The sequence below is a fragment of the Bacteroides sp. NSJ-48 genome (assembly GCF_014287405.1).
Lineage (GTDB): Bacteria > Bacteroidota > Bacteroidia > Bacteroidales > Bacteroidaceae > Bacteroides > Bacteroides stercoris.
Genome location: NZ_JACOOD010000008.1, coordinates 44,049 through 61,110, shown reverse-complemented (window position 1 = coordinate 61,110; position 17,062 = coordinate 44,049). Strand labels below are relative to the sequence as shown.

General features: G+C 47.1%; 7 protein-coding genes. 4 read left to right on the top strand and 3 right to left on the bottom strand.

The annotated features are described in order from the left end of the window. The first annotated feature begins 8 nt into the window (after window positions 1–8). Genes H8S52_RS05730 through H8S52_RS05715 form a run of 4 tightly spaced genes read left to right on the top strand, consistent with a single transcriptional unit; the run spans window position 9 to window position 7,601 of the window. Window positions 9–1,652 (top strand): DUF5123 domain-containing protein, encoded by a 1,644-nt coding sequence (locus H8S52_RS05730; protein WP_117901700.1) that lies wholly within the window; start codon window positions 9–11, stop codon window positions 1,650–1,652. A gap of 52 nt (window positions 1,653–1,704) precedes the next feature. Then, window positions 1,705–3,552, top strand: coding sequence for a fimbrillin family protein (locus H8S52_RS05725; RefSeq protein WP_186909446.1), 1,848 nt, complete (start codon window positions 1,705–1,707; stop codon window positions 3,550–3,552). Between the two features lie 39 nt (window positions 3,553–3,591). Then, window positions 3,592–5,994: a pectinesterase family protein gene (locus H8S52_RS05720; RefSeq protein ID WP_186909445.1), complete on the top strand. Its 2,403-nt coding sequence runs from the start codon at window positions 3,592–3,594 to the stop codon at window positions 5,992–5,994. 38 nt (window positions 5,995–6,032) lie between these two features. Then, window positions 6,033–7,601, top strand: a complete 1,569-nt coding sequence (locus H8S52_RS05715) for a glycoside hydrolase family 28 protein (protein ID WP_117901680.1) — start codon at window positions 6,033–6,035, stop codon at window positions 7,599–7,601. A gap of 486 nt (window positions 7,602–8,087) precedes the next feature. Here the strand turns inward: H8S52_RS05715 and xyl3A are convergent, their stop codons facing one another. The 3 genes from xyl3A to H8S52_RS05700 all read right to left on the bottom strand — a co-directional run bounded on the left by xyl3A (window position 8,088) and on the right by H8S52_RS05700 (window position 16,866). After that, on the bottom strand, window positions 8,088–10,682 hold the full coding sequence (gene xyl3A / locus H8S52_RS05710) for a xylan 1,4-beta-xylosidase (protein ID WP_186909444.1): 2,595 nt from the start codon (window positions 10,680–10,682) through the stop codon (window positions 8,088–8,090). Between the two features lie 59 nt (window positions 10,683–10,741). After that, window positions 10,742–12,412 carry a glycoside hydrolase 43 family protein gene (locus H8S52_RS05705; RefSeq protein WP_186909443.1) on the bottom strand — a complete coding sequence of 557 codons (1,671 nt, stop codon included), beginning with the start codon at window positions 12,410–12,412 and terminating at the stop codon, window positions 10,742–10,744. 116 nt (window positions 12,413–12,528) lie between these two features. Beyond that, a complete protein-coding gene (locus tag H8S52_RS05700; protein ID WP_186909442.1) occupies window positions 12,529–16,866 on the bottom strand; it encodes a hybrid sensor histidine kinase/response regulator transcription factor in 4,338 nt (1,445 codons plus the stop codon). Window positions 16,867–17,062: the final 196 nt, after the last annotated feature.

The following is a 17,062-nucleotide window of genomic DNA, read 5'->3' as shown; positions in this document are numbered from 1 at the left end:
TGAAACTTATGATAAAGTTATTTCATAAACTGATGACGGCCGCATTGCCCGTATTGCTGTGTGGAACACTGCTTACCGGCTGTACGGATGATAAATATAATAAGATAAACGACCTGTTCCAGCCTCGTTTCGTATTGGAGGAGCCGGAAGTGAAAGGCAATTCTATCAGCCTTGTGTGGTATAAGGTTAATGATGCTGTTTCCTATACGGTGGAGTATTACCTCGACCAGTACCACAGCAACTTGTTCATGGCTCAGGAAACAACAGTACCGCAATTGTTTGTCGATGACATTCCTTACGGAACTACGTATTACATTCGTGTACGTAGCAATGCGGCTGATGAGGCCAACAATTCGCAGTGGAGTTACACCACGGCTTCTACCGAGAAACGGCCGGAATTTACCCGTCTGCTCGAAGATGTTTCAAAGACAGAGATTACAGAAACAACTGCTATTATCCGTTGGAAGAAAGATTATAAGAAAGATCCCGTGGACAGTATCAGCGTAATGCCTATGATGGACGCTACATTGCCGGGAGTAAGCCGTTATCTCACCATTGATGAAATGTTGCAGGGGTATGCGGAAATTGAAGGGCTGACGAAGAATACGCTTTATACAGTTAATGTATACGATACTAATAAACCTCGCAAGTACGACAAACCTTACAATTCCGTAACGCTCCGTACTGCCGGACCGTCTGCATCGTCCATTCCTGTAGGACCGGAAGACGATCTTTCTGCCATGTTGCTGGAGAATGACCTTAATCCGGAGATTCCGGAAGGAACGGAATATTACCTGCCTGCCGGTTCTTCCTACCGTATTACTCCGTTCGAACTTGCCAAAGGTTTCCGTCTGGTAGGTAGCAGTGAGGGTGTCAAGCCGAAAGTGATTTTGGACGATTGGTGGAGGATTGCCGAAGGCTCGTATATTACGGCATTGGAATTTGAGAATATCGAGTTTTCACATACATCCAACAATAAGTATTTCATGAATGCCGACAAGTCATTCACCATTGAAAGTGTCAGCTTCGTCAACTGCGATTTCATCGGGCTTACCCGTGGCTTCTGGCGTCATCAACAGGCAACCAGCAAGCATATCATGAGCTTTGCGGTGGAAGGATGCCGTTTCGATAAGTGCGGTTGGCAGACAGGTGGTTACGGTTTGATGGATTTGCGCTCGTTCAATGACCCGACAGCATACGACCAAGTGGATAAAGTTGTCTTCCGCAATTGTACGTTCAGCCGTGACAATGACGGTACGACAGGATTCGGTTGGGGCAATCTTTTCAATGCACCTTACATTGATAAGCCCATACAGTTGGAATTCAAGAATATCACCGTTTATAACTACTGTCTCAATAAGCGTTTGATAAATATCGGTTCTGCCGTAGGCTCCGAACTGACTATCGAGGGCATGGTGCTTGCGTCGCCTTCAGGAGACCTTTATGTGGCGGGTGCCAATACCACTACTCATTTTGCCAACAACTATACGACGAAAGATTATGCTTTGGGTGGTGCCAAGATGAATGCTACAGACTTGGATATTACGGCAGCCGAACTGTTTGCCGATCCCGACAATGGCGACCTTACCATCAAAGACAGTTCTTCGCCGATAGTTACCAATCGTGCGGGTGATACACGCTGGTTGCCTTGATAAAAGAACGATAATAAAACTGACGAAATTATAAACTTAAAAATTTAATAATATGAAACTTAAACATTTATTCTATGCAGCAGCCGTCTCTACATTGGCGGCTGCTTGCAGCGAAGCAGACGAGTTGAGCTCCGGTATTCGCTCAGAGAAGACATTGGATGCCATCCATTCGGGCACGGACCGTTTTGCCACACGTGTCAATCTGAACAGCGAGTGGGAGAGTGGTGATGCTATCGGAGTATATATGCTCGATGCAGGAACAGGAAACATCCGTAACTCTGCAATGAATATACAGTATAATGCCGATGTGGCAGAAACATCTACAGAAACCAACTTTGTAGCTGCCGCAGATGGAATAGGTATTTATGACCAACCGTGCGATTTCGTGGCATATTATCCCTATTCTTCCGGTGAGGAAGGGAAAGTGGATGCCGGTGCAGGTGTATACAAGATAGACTTGGCAGACCAGTCTGCCGGTATTGCCGGTCATGACTTGATGTGGGCAAAGGTTGAGAACAAGACTTCGGATGAATTGCTAAGTAGCGGGCTGTCTATGACTTTTCATCATCAGTTGGCATTATTGTATGTAAATATAGGTAATGAAGATGTGAAAGTCGAAAATGTGAAAGTAAATGGACTCAATACAACTGCTCATTTTGACCTGCTCAAAGGAGAACTGTCTGTAGATGATGCACCGAAAGCAGTCACTTTACATAAATTGTCTGATAAATCGTTTGTAGGTGTGATGCTTCCTGTTGCTAATATAGCAAAGGTTATGTCTGTAACCATTGAAGCAGGTGGAAAGATTTTTCAATATATGGTACCGGCAACCAGTAAGATTTCTAAGTTTGAAGCCGGTTATGAATACATATTTAACATAAATCTGAAAAACTCATCCGGCGATTTGATTTCGGGCGGGAATGGAAGTAATGAAGGTTGGAAACCTGGTGAGAATGAAGGTGGCGATGCTACAGAGACCAATCCGGAAATACCAAGTGGATATGAAACCATTCCGGTTAATGGTGATACAGAACTGACTACTGTGTTGGACGGTGCTTCTGGTAAGATTGCTTTGTTGTTTGCATCAGGTAATTCTTACAATTTTAGCACTAATCTGGTGATACCGTCTGCGGTTACGGAATTGATGTTGTTGGGTGACGGGAAACAGCAAGTGGTATTGTCCATGAAGAGCATTATAAATACCGGTCTTCAGAAACTTTCTTTGAATAATTTAAAGATTACAGGCGAATCAAATGCAACTTTGTTGAGTAATGCGGCAGAAGATAACCTTGATAACCAATTTGCATCGGGTGCAGTGGTAGAGATTAAAAAATGTGAGCTTACAGGAATGAAATATGTATGTAATTGGGATGGTAATAAGGATCGTGATGTTGAAAGAAATGCCTTGTCTTCTTTTGTGGTAAACGATTGTTATATGCACGATATCGTTTCTGTCTTTGAAGAATATCGTTCGGAGACGATGATGTTTACAAATTCTACTTTCTATAAGATGTCGGGACAGGCTATTCATCCGCATACTTATGGTACTGCTCCCAATCCTACAATAACCGTACAATATTGTACATTGGTTGGTTTGGATAAAACTCCGATTCAAGGAACCAATCAAGGTTGTAATATAACGTATGAAAACAACGTTTCTGCTATGATAGATCCGGAACATTCCAATTTGTCCTATAACACAAGTAGTTCGAATGGCGATGGCAATTATGCGGCGAAGAATGACGGCGATGGAAAAGTGGCAACTGGTGGTTTCAAGCACGTTAATTTTAATACCGATTATACAGTATCTGACTTGTTCGTGAATGCAGCCAACGGCGACCTTACGCTCAAAATTGATGTTCAAGCAGGTGATCCCCGCTGGTATAAATCAGTAGAATAATCCGTGTTTACGTATAACAATTATTTAGACTATAACTTTATGAAATTATTTCATACCCTATTATATCCCCTTTTGGGACTATTGTTCCTCTCCTGCTCGGACAACGAGCAGGAGACGGGTGATAATCCTGCGCCTACTACCGGTACGATTACGTTCGGTGTAGACCTGACAGGCTTTACCACCCGTGTCACACAAGACGGCACGTCTTGGACGAATGGGGACAAGATTGGAACATTCGCCTTGGATGCCGATACGTCCGAGCCGGTATTGGACAATGTGAATGTACCTTATGTATGTGCTGAGGACGGTCAGTCGGTAGCATTCACTTCGGAAACACCGCTTGCTGTGCAGGACGATGGCAAGCCGGTGAAGTTTGTCGCTTACTATCCGTATAATGTCGATATGCAGGATTTTAACTATCCGGTGTCGATAGCCGACCAAAGCAATGGAAGTACCGCTTGCGACTTGCTGTACGGTACTGCATCCGAACCGTATGTGTATGATAAAGAAAGCGATACGAACATTGCGTTGAAATTTACACACCGTCTCTCAAAGGTGGTTTTGAAGTTCATGGATATGGAAAAGAACCCCTTGACGGTAAGTGATGTGAAGATACTGGGTATGCCGGTTTCCGCTGCATTCAATGTGCAGACGGGGGCGTTGACAACAGATGATAATTCCGTAGCCGATATAACTCCTTACGTGAATTCTGCTAACAATTATCGTGAAGCCATCATTCTGCCCGTTGCTTTAAGCGATGCTTACAAGGTTTCGTTTGTTTTGGACGGCAGAACACGCGAATGGGTGTTTGCCGACCTTGATATCAGTCTGCCCAAATTCAATGCCGGTTCGCAATATACGTTCGGAATTTATATCGATCCTACGGAAGATATTATCATAGGCCGTCTGGAAGATGTGGATGCAGGAAACAGCTCCGCTCCGTGGGAAGACGGCAGCAATGAAAACGGTACGGCGGATGGGAATCAACCTGCCGAGTACCATCTCTTTCCAGCCGATAAAGCAACTGATGCTTTTGCCGATACGGAATTGAAAATCTCTTTCGACGGCGTAGCGCCTGAGCTGGGTACAAGCGGATACATCCGCATTTATCGGATGAGCGACCATAAGATGGTGGATGAGATTAATATGGGAGAACGACGTGTGTCCATTGAAGATGGAAAAACTCTTCTGAATACTTGGATGGATATCATAGGCGTGACACCTAAGGGTTCTTCTGTCAGTCGTCGCGTGGTGAACTATTATCCGGTACGGGTGGAAGAAAATGATTTTATCATCAAGCCCCATCAGCAACGTTTGGATTTTGATACGGAGTACTATGTGGTTATTGACCGCGAAGCTATCGGTCAGGAAGATTTTCCAGGCATTTACGGTCGTGCGTGGACTTTCAAGACAAAGCCTGCTCCTCAGATTGACGGTCCGGAATATAATGTACGGATAAGCCATACCGATGCGGCAGCCCATTTCTATACATTGCAGGGAGCTATCGATTTTTGTGCTGTTAATGTAGATTTAAATGCACAGAAAGTATTCCGGTTGGATGATGGTATTTATCAGGAAATGATTTATTTGCGCGACCAAAGTAATATTACCATTAAAGGGAATCCGGGAGATAATACAGCGGTTAACGTTCAGTATGATAACTCGAATGATATAAACGGCGGTATCGGCGGTGGTACGAATATCGATCAGTTTGCTCCGGTGGGAACAGTTGTACCTTCTTCTGGTGGTCGTTCGGTTGTAATACTTCAAGGTAATTCCGAGCATATTCGTTTTGAGAATCTTACAATAGAGAATGCTTATGGATGGACGTTGGGCAAAAACGGACAAGCCGAAGCGTTGTTTATTGATAATAAGTCGGCCGCTCTTGTCAATTGCCGTATTCTGAGTTTTCAAGATACTTTGCTTCCGGGCGGTGGATATAATTGGTTCTACAAATGCTATATCGCAGGTGCTACGGACTTTATCTGGGGTTCGGGAGAAGTTGTGTTGTTCGAAGACTGCGAACTTCATGCACCTACCGGCACTCGTGCCGTGATGCAGGCTCGTGTCAAAGAAGGTTATTTGGGTTATGTGTTCGACCGTTGCCGTTTTACGGTAGGCGAGGGAGTTACTAAGTCCACATTGATTTATCAGTATGCACCTGACAACCTGACTTTCCTGAACTGTACATTTGCCGATGTGTACGGTCCGAACTTTGTAGGGGAAAATAAACCGTTGGAGCCTGCCGTACCGTCGGTTACCGCCGGTTGCAAGATGTACAACGGTAAGACAGAATCCGGAGACGATTTCTACAATCTTATTCCTGAAGCTGTGAGAACTACGGTACTTAATCTTAGTGAGGCACAGTTTAATGAAAACTTTGGTAGCCGGGAAAAGATTATGAGTTGGAAAGGCAATGATCCCTCTTGGTTTAAGGAGTAAACAAACACAAATATAAATACTTAAAAGTTTTATAACTGATGAACAGATTAATGAAAATGGCGGGCTTCATGCCCGTCATTTTAGGAACACTTTGCGCTTGTCAAAGCGCTTCGACGGAGCGTTATGACATCGCAAACAAGGAAGACCTTTATAAGAATCTTCCCTTTGAGATGCCTGTCGTACAGCATCCCTCTTTCCCAGACTATCAGGTGGATATCCGTGATTTCGGTGCAAAGGCGGACGGTGAGACACTGAACACCGAAGCCATAAACAATGCCATCAGGGCGGTGAGCGAGAAGGGTGGTGGTAAAGTAATCATTCCCGAGGGATTGTGGCTTACGGGGCCTATTGTATTGCAGAGCAATGTCAACTTGCATACCGAACGAAACGCGCTTGTACTTTTCAGCGATGATGCCGCTTTGTATCCGTTGGTACATACCTCTTTCGAGGGGTTGGACATGCTCCGTTGCCAGTCGCCTATCTCTGCGATGAAAGCAGAGAATATAGCCATTACGGGGCACGGGGTCTTCGATGGTTCGGGCGATAGCTGGCGACCTGTGAAACGTAATAAAATGACGGACGGACAGTGGAAGGCACTGCTCAGGTCGGGTGGTGTGGTAGACGATGCCGGCAAAGTGTGGTATCCCGATGCCGGTGCTTTGAAAGCTTCTGTACTTACCGGCAGTAAAGAGAAAAGAACAGTTTCTGCCGATGAATGGGAAGGAATGAAACGCTGGTTGCGTCCTGTGCTGCTGAGCTTCGTAAAGAGTAAACGCATATTGCTGGAAGGCGTAACGTTCCGCAATTCGCCCAGTTGGTGCCTGCATCCGCTCTCTTGCGAAGACCTGACATTGGATGGCGTCAAGGTGTTCAATCCCTGGTATTCGCAGAATGGAGATGCCCTCGATGTGGAATCGTGTAAGAATGTGGTGGTAGCCAATTGCCTGTTCGATGCGGGTGATGACGCCATTTGTATAAAGTCGGGTAAAGATGCCGACGGCCGTCGACGCGGAGAACCTTGCGAGAATGTGATAGTGAAGGACAACACCGTATTGCACGGACACGGCGGTTTTGTTGTGGGCAGTGAAATGTCCGGCGGCGTCAGGAATGTGTATGTGGCAGACTGTACATTCATCGGTACCGATGTCGGGTTGCGTTTCAAGAGTACGCGCGGCCGTGGTGGTGTGGTGGAAAATATCTACGTGGACAATATCAATATGATAAACATTCCGGGTGATGCATTGATTGCCGACCTCTATTATGCTGTGAAAGAAGCGCCCGGTGCTCCTGTACCTGCTGTGACCGAAGAGACTCCGGCTTTCAGGAATATCCACATCTCCAATGTATCCTGCAAAGGTGCCGGCCGTGCCATGTTCCTGAACGGACTGCCCGAAATGCCTATCGAGAACTTCTCTGTTAAGAATATGAAAGTAACCGATGCGCAGAAAGGAGCTTCCATAAACAAGGTTGCCGGAATTACTCTGGAAAATATCGAAATAGAAACGGCTGATGATGCGTATCTGCAAGTGGAGAATGCCACGGATATAGTCATCGACGGTAAGGCATACGATAAAATCTCGGAAAGGAGATTGCTCACACAGAATTGAATTTAGACATAACTTCGTGTTGGTAAGGCACGGATTGTATGGAACTGGTAAACCGGAAGCGGCTACTTCATACAATCCGTGCCTATTGTATTTTCAGGAGGTGCTCTATTCGCTTTTTTCCCCTTCTATATACAGTTTGGTATTTATCTATAACTCTTTACGGTTATCATACTTATGGAAAGGTCCGTTTCCCACGGGAGAAACAACCGTTTCCCTTAAAGGAAACAAGAATTTCCCTTAAGGGGAACTGGAGTTTCCTTTAAGGGGAACGAGCGTTTCGCTAGTGGAAACTTCCGTTTCGCCTCATGGAAACGGAAGTAACCGCCAGTGTGACGGACCGGCAGGACGTTGTGCCAAAGAATACGGCCGGTATCCTTGTCGGATAAAAGCAAAGCGATGAAAAATCTCTTCCTTGCAGATACCGGGAAGAGATTCTTCATCGCTTTACTTCTCTGAATGCTACAGAGTGGGAGTTCTATCGGTTTCTTATAACAGTTTTAGTGTTTTCTTTTGCAGGTCTTTTTCTTGAGAGCTTCCACCTACCAATACATCGAAGGTATTTTGCATGGTACGCATCGTGTTGGTGGTGTTGTCCCACCATTCCAGTTGTTTGGGAGTCAGTTCGAGTTCCACTTTCACGGTCTTTCCTGCCGGGATGCGTATGCGTTTGAAGGCGCGCAGCGTCTTGATAGGACCGTCTGTCTCTCCGTTCTTCTTGAGATATACCTGTACTACTTCCTCGCCGTCGCGGCTGCCGGTATTGGTGACGGGTACGGTGATTTTTGCCGTTTCGCCTACCTTGACAGATGAATCCATTTTCATTTTACCGTATTTGAATGTGGTGTAACTCAAACCGTATCCGAACGGGAAAAGCGGTTCGCCTTTGAAGAAGCGGTAGGTATGTCCTGCCATGTTGTAGTCTTCGAAGTCGGGCAGTTGCGACAGGCTACGGTAGAACGTAACCGGCAGGCGTCCGGCAGGGTTGTAGTCGCCGAACAGGACTTCGGCAACGGCCTTACCGCCCGACTGTCCCGGATACCATGCCTGCAGAATGGCTTGGCAGTGTTCCGTCTCGGCTTCCATGGCAATGGGGGAACCCGAACAGTTTACGAAGATAACCTTCTTGCCTGCATCGTGAAGCGCTTTAATCATTTCCCGTTGAACGGCAGGCAGTTCGATGTCCGTGCGGTCGCCTCTCTTGAAGCCGGGCAGGTCAACGCCCATCTCTTCTCCTTCCAGTTGAGGGGATATGCCGCCTGCAAAAATCACGATATCGGCATCTTTCACTTTGGCTACCGAGCGTTGTATGTCGCACTCTTCCTTGAAGCCGATGTCGAAGTTGAGCTGGGCATCGCTGGCAAAGTATTGGAAGCGGATTTCAATGTCATACGATTTGCCGGCCTCTACACGCATGCCGTGTGCTTGCGGACGGCTGCCGTGTTTGTTGGTGAAGCTCTTCACCTCTTTGCCGTCGACGAGCAGCTTTACGGAACCGTAGCAGTAGAAGTCGAACACAACATCGCCGCTCTCCCGGGGAGTGAATACGCTTTGGTAAACGGCAGAGAAATCGGTGAGGTTTACGCCCGGTGCAAAAACAGTGGCTCCGGAAGTACAGAGATGGAACGGAGTGCTTAGCTGTGCCGTGGCTGCGGGTTCGCCCTTGAACTCCGTATTGTTCCAGTAACGGGCGCTGAAGCCGGGGCCGTTTTCGGATTTACACTGGCTGAATACGCTGCGTATCAATTTCCTTTCCACCCATGAACAGCCTTGTTCGTAAATCAGTTTGTCGTCTTTGCCCATGGCCGATCGGATACCGTCCAGAATGGTGATGGTACGTTTGGGAGTACCGTTGTAGTTTCCCCACTGCATCACGGAGTCGTTGGCGTTGGGACCCATTACGGCGATGATTTTCCCGCCGCGTTTGAGGGGAAGGATGCCGTTTTTGTTTTGTAACAGTGTCATGGACTTGCGTGCCATGTCCAGCGACAGTGAATCGTGCTTGTCGGAGCCGACTACGGAATAGGGTGTCTGTGCCCAGTCCACCCGGCTGAGTTCGTCCATCTCGCCCAATTCGAAGCGTGCCTGTAACAGACGTTTTACGGAGCGGTCGATGTCTTTTTCATTGATGAGTCCTCTTTTTACTCCTTCTATCAGCGAACGGTAATTGGAACCGCATTCCAGGTCTGTTCCACTCAGTACGGCGGCAGAAGAGGCGGAAGCGGCATCGGGGTGGGTTTTGTGTCCTTTGGCGTTGTGGAAATCGCTGATGGCGCTGCAATCGGATACGACAATACCGTCGTATCCCCACTCTTCGCGGAGAATATGCGTCAGCAGGCGGTTGCTGCCGCAGCAAGGTTCACCCTCGAAGCGGTTGTAGGCACACATCACTTCTTTTACCTTACCTTCTTTTACCAGTGCTTCAAAGGGCGGCAGGTAGGTTTCGTACAAATCGCGTGGGCTGATGTTCTCCGCATTGAAGCTGTGGCGGTTCCATTCGGGACCGGAGTGCACGGCGAAGTGCTTGGCGCAAGCGTGTACCTTATCGTATTTCCGGTTTTCGTCCAGGCATTGCAGGCCTTTTACAACATTTACGCCCATAACGCTTGCCAGATAAGGGTCTTCACCGTATGTTTCTATACCCCGTCCCCAGCGAGGGTCGCGGTAGATGTTCACCGTGGGTGTCCAGATGGTCAGCCCTTGATAGCGTTTGTAGCTGCCCTCTTTCGAGTAGACAGCATTCTTGGCGCGTGCTTCGTCGGATACGGCAACGAAAGCTGTATGTAAAGCTTCGGGAGAGAAAGAAGCCGCCATGCCGATGGGTTGCGGAAAAACGGTTGCCAAACCGCTGCGTGCTACTCCGTGCAATGCTTCGTTCCACCAGTTGTAGGGTTTGATGCCCAACCGTTCCACGGGCTTTGAGTTGTCCATCATCAAGGATACTTTCTCTTCCAGTGTGAGTTGTTTCACTAAATCTTCCGCACGCTCTGCCGGACTGTAGCTGTTGTCCTTATAGACGGACTGTGCAAGGCTGCTACCCGAAACAATGAGGCAGGCAAGCAGATAGGTTATTCTGTTTCTCATGATTATATGAATATAGTTGTTTTTTTCTGTATGCTTTGATAACGTTTTGATATCAACATTTATTTTCTTGTGATACGGAACCAGTCTACATCCGTCCAGCCGCCGTCATTGGTGCGGATAGCGGGGCGGGTACAAAATGTTCCTACTTTGGCTCCTATCCATTTGCCTTCACGGGCTTGGAAGGTTTCGCCGAGCGGACGGAACTTCTTGCCGTCGAGACTGTAACTGAAGTTGCAGCGTACCAACAGGTCGTCTGTGCCTTTCACTTTACTGCCGTCGGCGCTGAACTTCACTCGCAGGTAGAGGGTAGAGTCTTTTACGGCAACGCTGTCATTTGTTTTTTCGGTGCCGCCTCTGTCTGCTTTCCGGCAGGCGATTTGCGAAAGTACGGTTCCCTGTTCCGTATTCTCCAGTATGAGTCCGGCATAATCCATGCCCATGACTACCAATCCGGTACGCTCGCCTTTGTACTTCGGGTTGGGGCGGAAGGTCAGTTTCATGGTTGCGGTGAAGTTGTCCGACGGGGTTTTCTGCAACAACAGGTTGGGCACATCCCACAAGCTCTTGTAATTATCCGGAACGGGATAGGAGTAAAGACGCACCATACTCCGGTCGCCGGCGTAATATGCCCATTTATCATTGATGTTGGCGTGCCACTGCCATTGCGGAGACAGGGTGTAGCCGTCGAACTCATCGCTTTCTTGCGGAGTACATACGGGGTATGTCTTACCTACATCGGGCTTGCGGTAGGTCAGTACGGGTTCGCCGCATCCGTCCCCGTCTTTATCTGTTCCGATTACAGGCCAGTCGTCAATCCACTTCATGGGTTGCAGATGTACTACACGTCCGTAGGCGCCTACATCCTGAAAGTGCATGAACCAGTCTTCACCGGTAGGCGTGTCCACCCAGCCACCCTGATGAGGTCCGTTGACGGGTGAGTTGCCCTGTGCCAGTACGGTACGGTTTTCATAAGGACCATAGATGTTACGGGAGCGAAGCACCACCTGCCAGCCGGTAGCCACGCCGCCGGCAGGGAGGAAAACGTAGTAATAACCGTTGCGCTTGTACAGTTTCGGCCCTTCGCACGTGCCGTGATGTTCGTGTCCATCGAAGATGATGCGGGAAGGACCGATGACTTGGGTAGCGTCGGCGCTCAACTCGCAGATGGCGATGACGCTTTTCAGCCCGGCGCGGCTGCCGGCGTATGCGTGTGCCAGGTAGACTTTGCCGTCTTCATCCCAAATGGGGCAGGTATCGATAATACCCTTAATCTCTTTTACAAGTACGGGCTTGCTCCACGGACCTTCTGCCCGGGACGACTTTACCATGAATATGCCTTGGTCCGGGTCTCCCCAGAAAATATAGAATTCGCCGTTATGATGGCGGATACTGGGAGCCCACACACGGTTGCCGTGTTCCGGACGTTCGGGAGTGGTGACCGGAGGAAGGGCGGCGGGTACGGCGGCGCTGATAATAGACCAGTTCACCAAGTCTTTGGAATGGAGAATCTGTAGTCCGGGCAGACAGCCGAAACTGGATGACGTCAGGTAGAAATCATCACCCACGCGGCAGACATCAGGGTCGGAGTAGTCTGCATAGAGAACAGGGTTCTTGTAGGTGCCGTTTCCTTGGTCGGCTATCCATACTTCGGAAACATAGTTTGATTGTTGGGCCTGGGCACCAGTCGTTAGTACACCGGCAAGGCAGGCGATAATCCATTGTTTTTTCATCTTTGAGTAATCGTTTTTTATGGTATTCCGTTTAACGATTGCAATAGTACGCGCTTTCCGGTTTTTAAACGGGTAATATCCGGTCGAAAGAGTGTGTTTTTTATTCGGATGTTTTTTCATTTTCTCTCTTTATATTCCGAAGGTGTGACCCCCATAACCTTTTTAAAGCATTTGCTGAAGTACTTCGGATCGCTGAATCCGGTCATATAAGCAATTTGCGAGAAGTTATACTCTCCGCTGTCTATCAGTTGTACGGCGCGTTTGATGCGGATTTCGCGTATGAAATCCACGGGAGTAAGCCCGATAATCGATTTCAACTTCCGATAAAAGATAGTACGGCTCATCATCAGATGCTCGGCAAATGCGTCGATAGTCAGCTCCGAGTTGTCCATTTGCTGTTCCATAAACTCCATAACCTTTTGCATGAATTGTTCGTCAAAAGGAGTAATCTGAGGTTGTGAAGGGGTGAGGTTGCCGGAGATAATGGCGTTCTTGCTTTCAGTGAGTTGCGCCATGTACATTTCCTGCAACGATTTGCGTTGGCGGAGGAGCGTGACGATACGGGTTTTCAAGTAAGTGGCGCTGAAAGGCTTGGTTATATAGTCATCTATTCCCTGCTCCAGTCCTGCTATGCGATCGTCCAAAGATGCCTTTGCCGATAGTATGATGATGGGAATGTGGCAAATGGAATTGTTTTCTTTGATGTGCTTCACCATTTCCAATCCATCCATGACGGGCATCATGACATCGCTGATGATTAAGTCCGGAAGATTGTCTATGGCAGATTGCAGCCCTTCTTCTCCGTTGGAAGCAGTGATAACGGTGTAGTCTCCCGACAGGCTGTTCCTTAGAAAAGTCCGCAGTTCTTTGTTGTCCTCTACCACCAGAATGGAGTGGCAGTCGGTGGTATTATTGTCATAAGTCTCTTTTGCATCTGTTCCTTTTGTGTCTTCATCGGTGGCAGTCGGAGAGGATGACTGAGCATCGTTCAATATGAATTCCGCTTGCGTATCTTTCTCGAAAGCTTGCTTTTGCAGAGGCAGGGTTACGGTAAAACGGCTGCCCACACCAGGCTGGCTGTCTACTTTGATGCTACCGTGGTGAATTTCTACCATCTCTTTTACCAGTGATAGTCCGATACCCGATGAGGGCTGGAGAATATTCTCCTTTACCAGTGTTTCAAAACGCAGGAAAAGGGTACGCAACTTTTCCGTTGCGATTCCGATTCCTTCGTCCGCCACTTCGATGTCTATCGTGTCTTTATGTGGCGTAACTTTGACTGTGATAGCTTTGCCGTTGGGAGTATATTTGAATGCATTGGAAAGCAGGTTAAAGAATATCTTTTCGAATTTGTCCCGGTCTATCCAACCGAAAACGGATTCGGTCGCAGATTGCATCCGGTAATCAATCTCCTTCTCTTTGGCTATCAGCCGGAAACTGTCCATCACTTTCTGCAAGAGCGGAATAAGGTCTGTGTTTTCCACTAACAGCTTCATCTTCTGATTTTGTATTTTGCGGAAATCCAGTATCTGGTTCATTAGTCGGAGCATCCGTTCTGTGTTCCTGCGCACAAGGGTCAGGTGCTCGCGGGCAGTGGGAGACAGGGGCTCGTTCTCCAGGACTTCTGTAACCGGACTGCCTATCAGGGTCAACGGAGTACGCAGTTCGTGGGAAATATCGGTGAAGAAACGTAGCTTGACATTTGCGAGTTGCTGTTCCATGTCTACTTGGTGGCGCAGACGGTAAATATAGAACAGAACATATACAATGGTGGCGGTGAACAGGACAAACAGAATGAAATAGAGTAGCCATGCCCAATAGGTTTCCCAAAATGTCGGGAGTACATGGATGGATAGCGTACGTATGTTGTCGGTCCATACTCCGTCGCTGTTGGTCGATTTGATTTGTAATTGGTACTGTCCTGCCGGCAGATTGATATAGCTGGCGGAACGGTTGTTGTCGACTTCATTCCATTCGTCTTCCAGCCCTTGCAGGCGATAGGCGTAAAGTATATTGTCGGGATTTACGTAATCGAGTGCGGCAAACTGGAAAGTAACGTTCCGCTGGGATGCTTTCAGTTCCAGTTCTTTCAGATTGTCGATTGGATGGTCTGCCGGATGCCCTTGTATTTTAAATCCGGTAAATACGATAGGGGGTACATAGGTACTTTTTCGCATCTTATCGGGAGAAATTTCCAGAAAACCTTTGTCTGTACCCAATACGATTTGTTTGCGGGCGTTAATGACAGGGAGAGCTTCTGAGAAGTTGAACTGTTGCTGGTAGGTGGAGCCAAGCATGTAGTTTTCAAAAGTCTCGTTGTCGGGATTAAATCTGGATAGGGCTATTTCGGAAACTATCCAAAGGTGATTGTGGGTGTCTTCCGTCATTGAGAGGGTCAGGTCGGAGGCCAATCCGTTGCTTTGGTCGTAGTTCTTGAAGCGTATTTGTTCGCTGAGCAATTGACCGGAGATAATTTTACTGATACCGCCGGTGAAACTTATAACGTATGTTGTCTTTCGTCTGTCTGTATAGATGTGCGTAATGTCGTTGGTGGCAAGACTGTTTTTATCGCCCGGCTGATGGCAGTTTCTGTAGAACTTTACTTCTTCGGGCAATTCAAACTTATTGGAGAAAGTGAGCAGTCCGTTCGTGGTACCTACCATAAGTACGCCGCCGGGAGCTTCGGTGATGTTACGCACTTTCATTCCATAATCCGTGGGATAGTTTTTCAGTTCATTGTTGCTATGGATGAATATGGGTATTTGGTCATTTCGCCGGGTCAGCAGGTTTAGTCCGCCACCATAACAACCTATCCAGATGCGGTTGTGGCTATCCTGAAAAATGGAATATATGCTGTTGTCACTTATACTGTAAGGATTGTTCGGTTGGTGCTTGAAGCAAGTGACGGAATATCGATTTATTCCTTTGGGAGTCAGTTGGAATAATCCGGCGCCTTTCGTACCCAGCCAGATGTTCTTCTCTTTGTCTTCCATGATGGCGTATACGCCGTTGTAGAACAGTTGTTTCTCTTTGACAATATTTCCCTGTGGCGAAAGGTAGCCTTCCAAACTTCCGTCGGGGGCATATATCTGGATGTAACTTGCTTTGGATGCGCTCCATAAGCGATTGTTGCTGTCTCGCAGGAAGGCACGTGTTTCTGCTTCGTAATCGGTTTGGTTGAATTGGAAACTTTGAGGGAAAAAACTTATCCGGTCTATTCCGCGTGCAGTGGCAAGCCAACAGTTTCCTTGTGTGTCGAGAGTGTAAAAGCGTACCAACGGGCTGAATATGGATTTAGGATTGTCAGTGTCGGTAAGCAGCGGTTTGAGTCTTTTTTCTTTCCGGTCGTAATAAGAAAGGTTACCGTTGGTGGGCAATACCCATAGGTTACCGGTTTTATCTTCGAATATCAGTTTACGGCTGTTGCGCCCGTGCCTGATAACTTCATTCTGGGGAGTAAACAGGTGCTCTTTTTCATCACAGCCGGGCAAGATACGGATGACGCCGGAGCTTTGGGAGAATACCCAAATATTTTGTTGCTTGTCTTGATAGACCTGTTCCACATAATTGGAAGGTTGGGTGGATGTACGAATATCGATTTGGCGGAATGTATTGTCGGGAGTGGAATACAGTATCAGACCATTGTCCGTACCTAATGCCAGCGTTTCTGTTCCTATTACAGTAACATTGGTTATTCTATTGTGAGGACAAGGGATATTGATAAACTTCAGCTTTTGAGTTTGAAAATTGTATTGCGCCAGCTTACCCTTGTCGGCAATCAGATATATATTCTCCTTTATTTGTGTGATATATTGAAATGGAAAGTCTGTGTCTACCCTTTTGTTTCCAACAATGGTGACGCCTTTGTTGGTCAATATCCATTCGTCTTCATCGGAGTCCTGATAAACGGTATAGATACGGTCTCCTTTCAGATTCTTGGTGAATGTGGAGTACAGTGTGATACCTTCTCCGCGTTTGCATAGTTGTTCATCGGCTCTATATGTGTATCCGTTTTTGCAGATAATCCACGCTATGCCTTTCTTCAATGACAATATGCGTGAGACATAGTTAGAGTGCTTGGTTGTAATTTCAAGAGGTTGCAATACATCGATGAATTTTTCCGTTTCCACATCGAACAGACAGGCTTGTCCGTCGTAGGTAGGACACCAGATATCTCCGTATTTGCTTTCGGAGATTGTTCCCATACGGTTACTGCCGAAAGCGTAACGGTCTTCCTGAGAAGTCTTATAGGTCTTGAATGTGTATCCGTCATATTTACTCAGTCCGTTCCAAGTGCTGAACCAGATGAAGCCTTTTTGGTCTTGAAGCATTCCCATTACATTTCCTTGGGCGAGACCGTCATTGACAGAAAAGTGCTTGACCTGACAAACCGGTTGGGCAATGATGAATACGGTTATTGATAGCAAAAGAATAAGAACATCGAGTCGTTTCATTGTATTTACTTTAAAGCTATAGCAAAAATAAGTAAATACCTTCAATTAGGAAATAAGGAGAGGTAATATGAACGGAAAATACACCATTTCGCCTGTTTTTTACTCCAATGAGGTAAATATAGGAGGTATGGGAAGCGAAATCTTACGTCATACTGTCATTCAGAGACGTGTAGCGGTAAGCTTATATAGGGGAGGG

Coding starts and splice junctions, on each gene's coding strand:
- H8S52_RS05720 (WP_186909445.1), top strand. CDS start 3,592: ATGAAATTATTTCATACCCTATTATATCCCCTTTTGGGACTATTGTTC.
- H8S52_RS05700 (WP_186909442.1), bottom strand. CDS start 16,866: ATGAAACGACTCGATGTTCTTATTCTTTTGCTATCAATAACCGTATTC.
- xyl3A (WP_186909444.1), bottom strand. CDS start 10,682: ATGAGAAACAGAATAACCTATCTGCTTGCCTGCCTCATTGTTTCGGGT.
- H8S52_RS05715 (WP_117901680.1), top strand. CDS start 6,033: ATGAACAGATTAATGAAAATGGCGGGCTTCATGCCCGTCATTTTAGGA.
- H8S52_RS05730 (WP_117901700.1), top strand. CDS start 9: ATGATAAAGTTATTTCATAAACTGATGACGGCCGCATTGCCCGTATTG.
- H8S52_RS05725 (WP_186909446.1), top strand. CDS start 1,705: ATGAAACTTAAACATTTATTCTATGCAGCAGCCGTCTCTACATTGGCG.
- H8S52_RS05705 (WP_186909443.1), bottom strand. CDS start 12,412: ATGAAAAAACAATGGATTATCGCCTGCCTTGCCGGTGTACTAACGACT.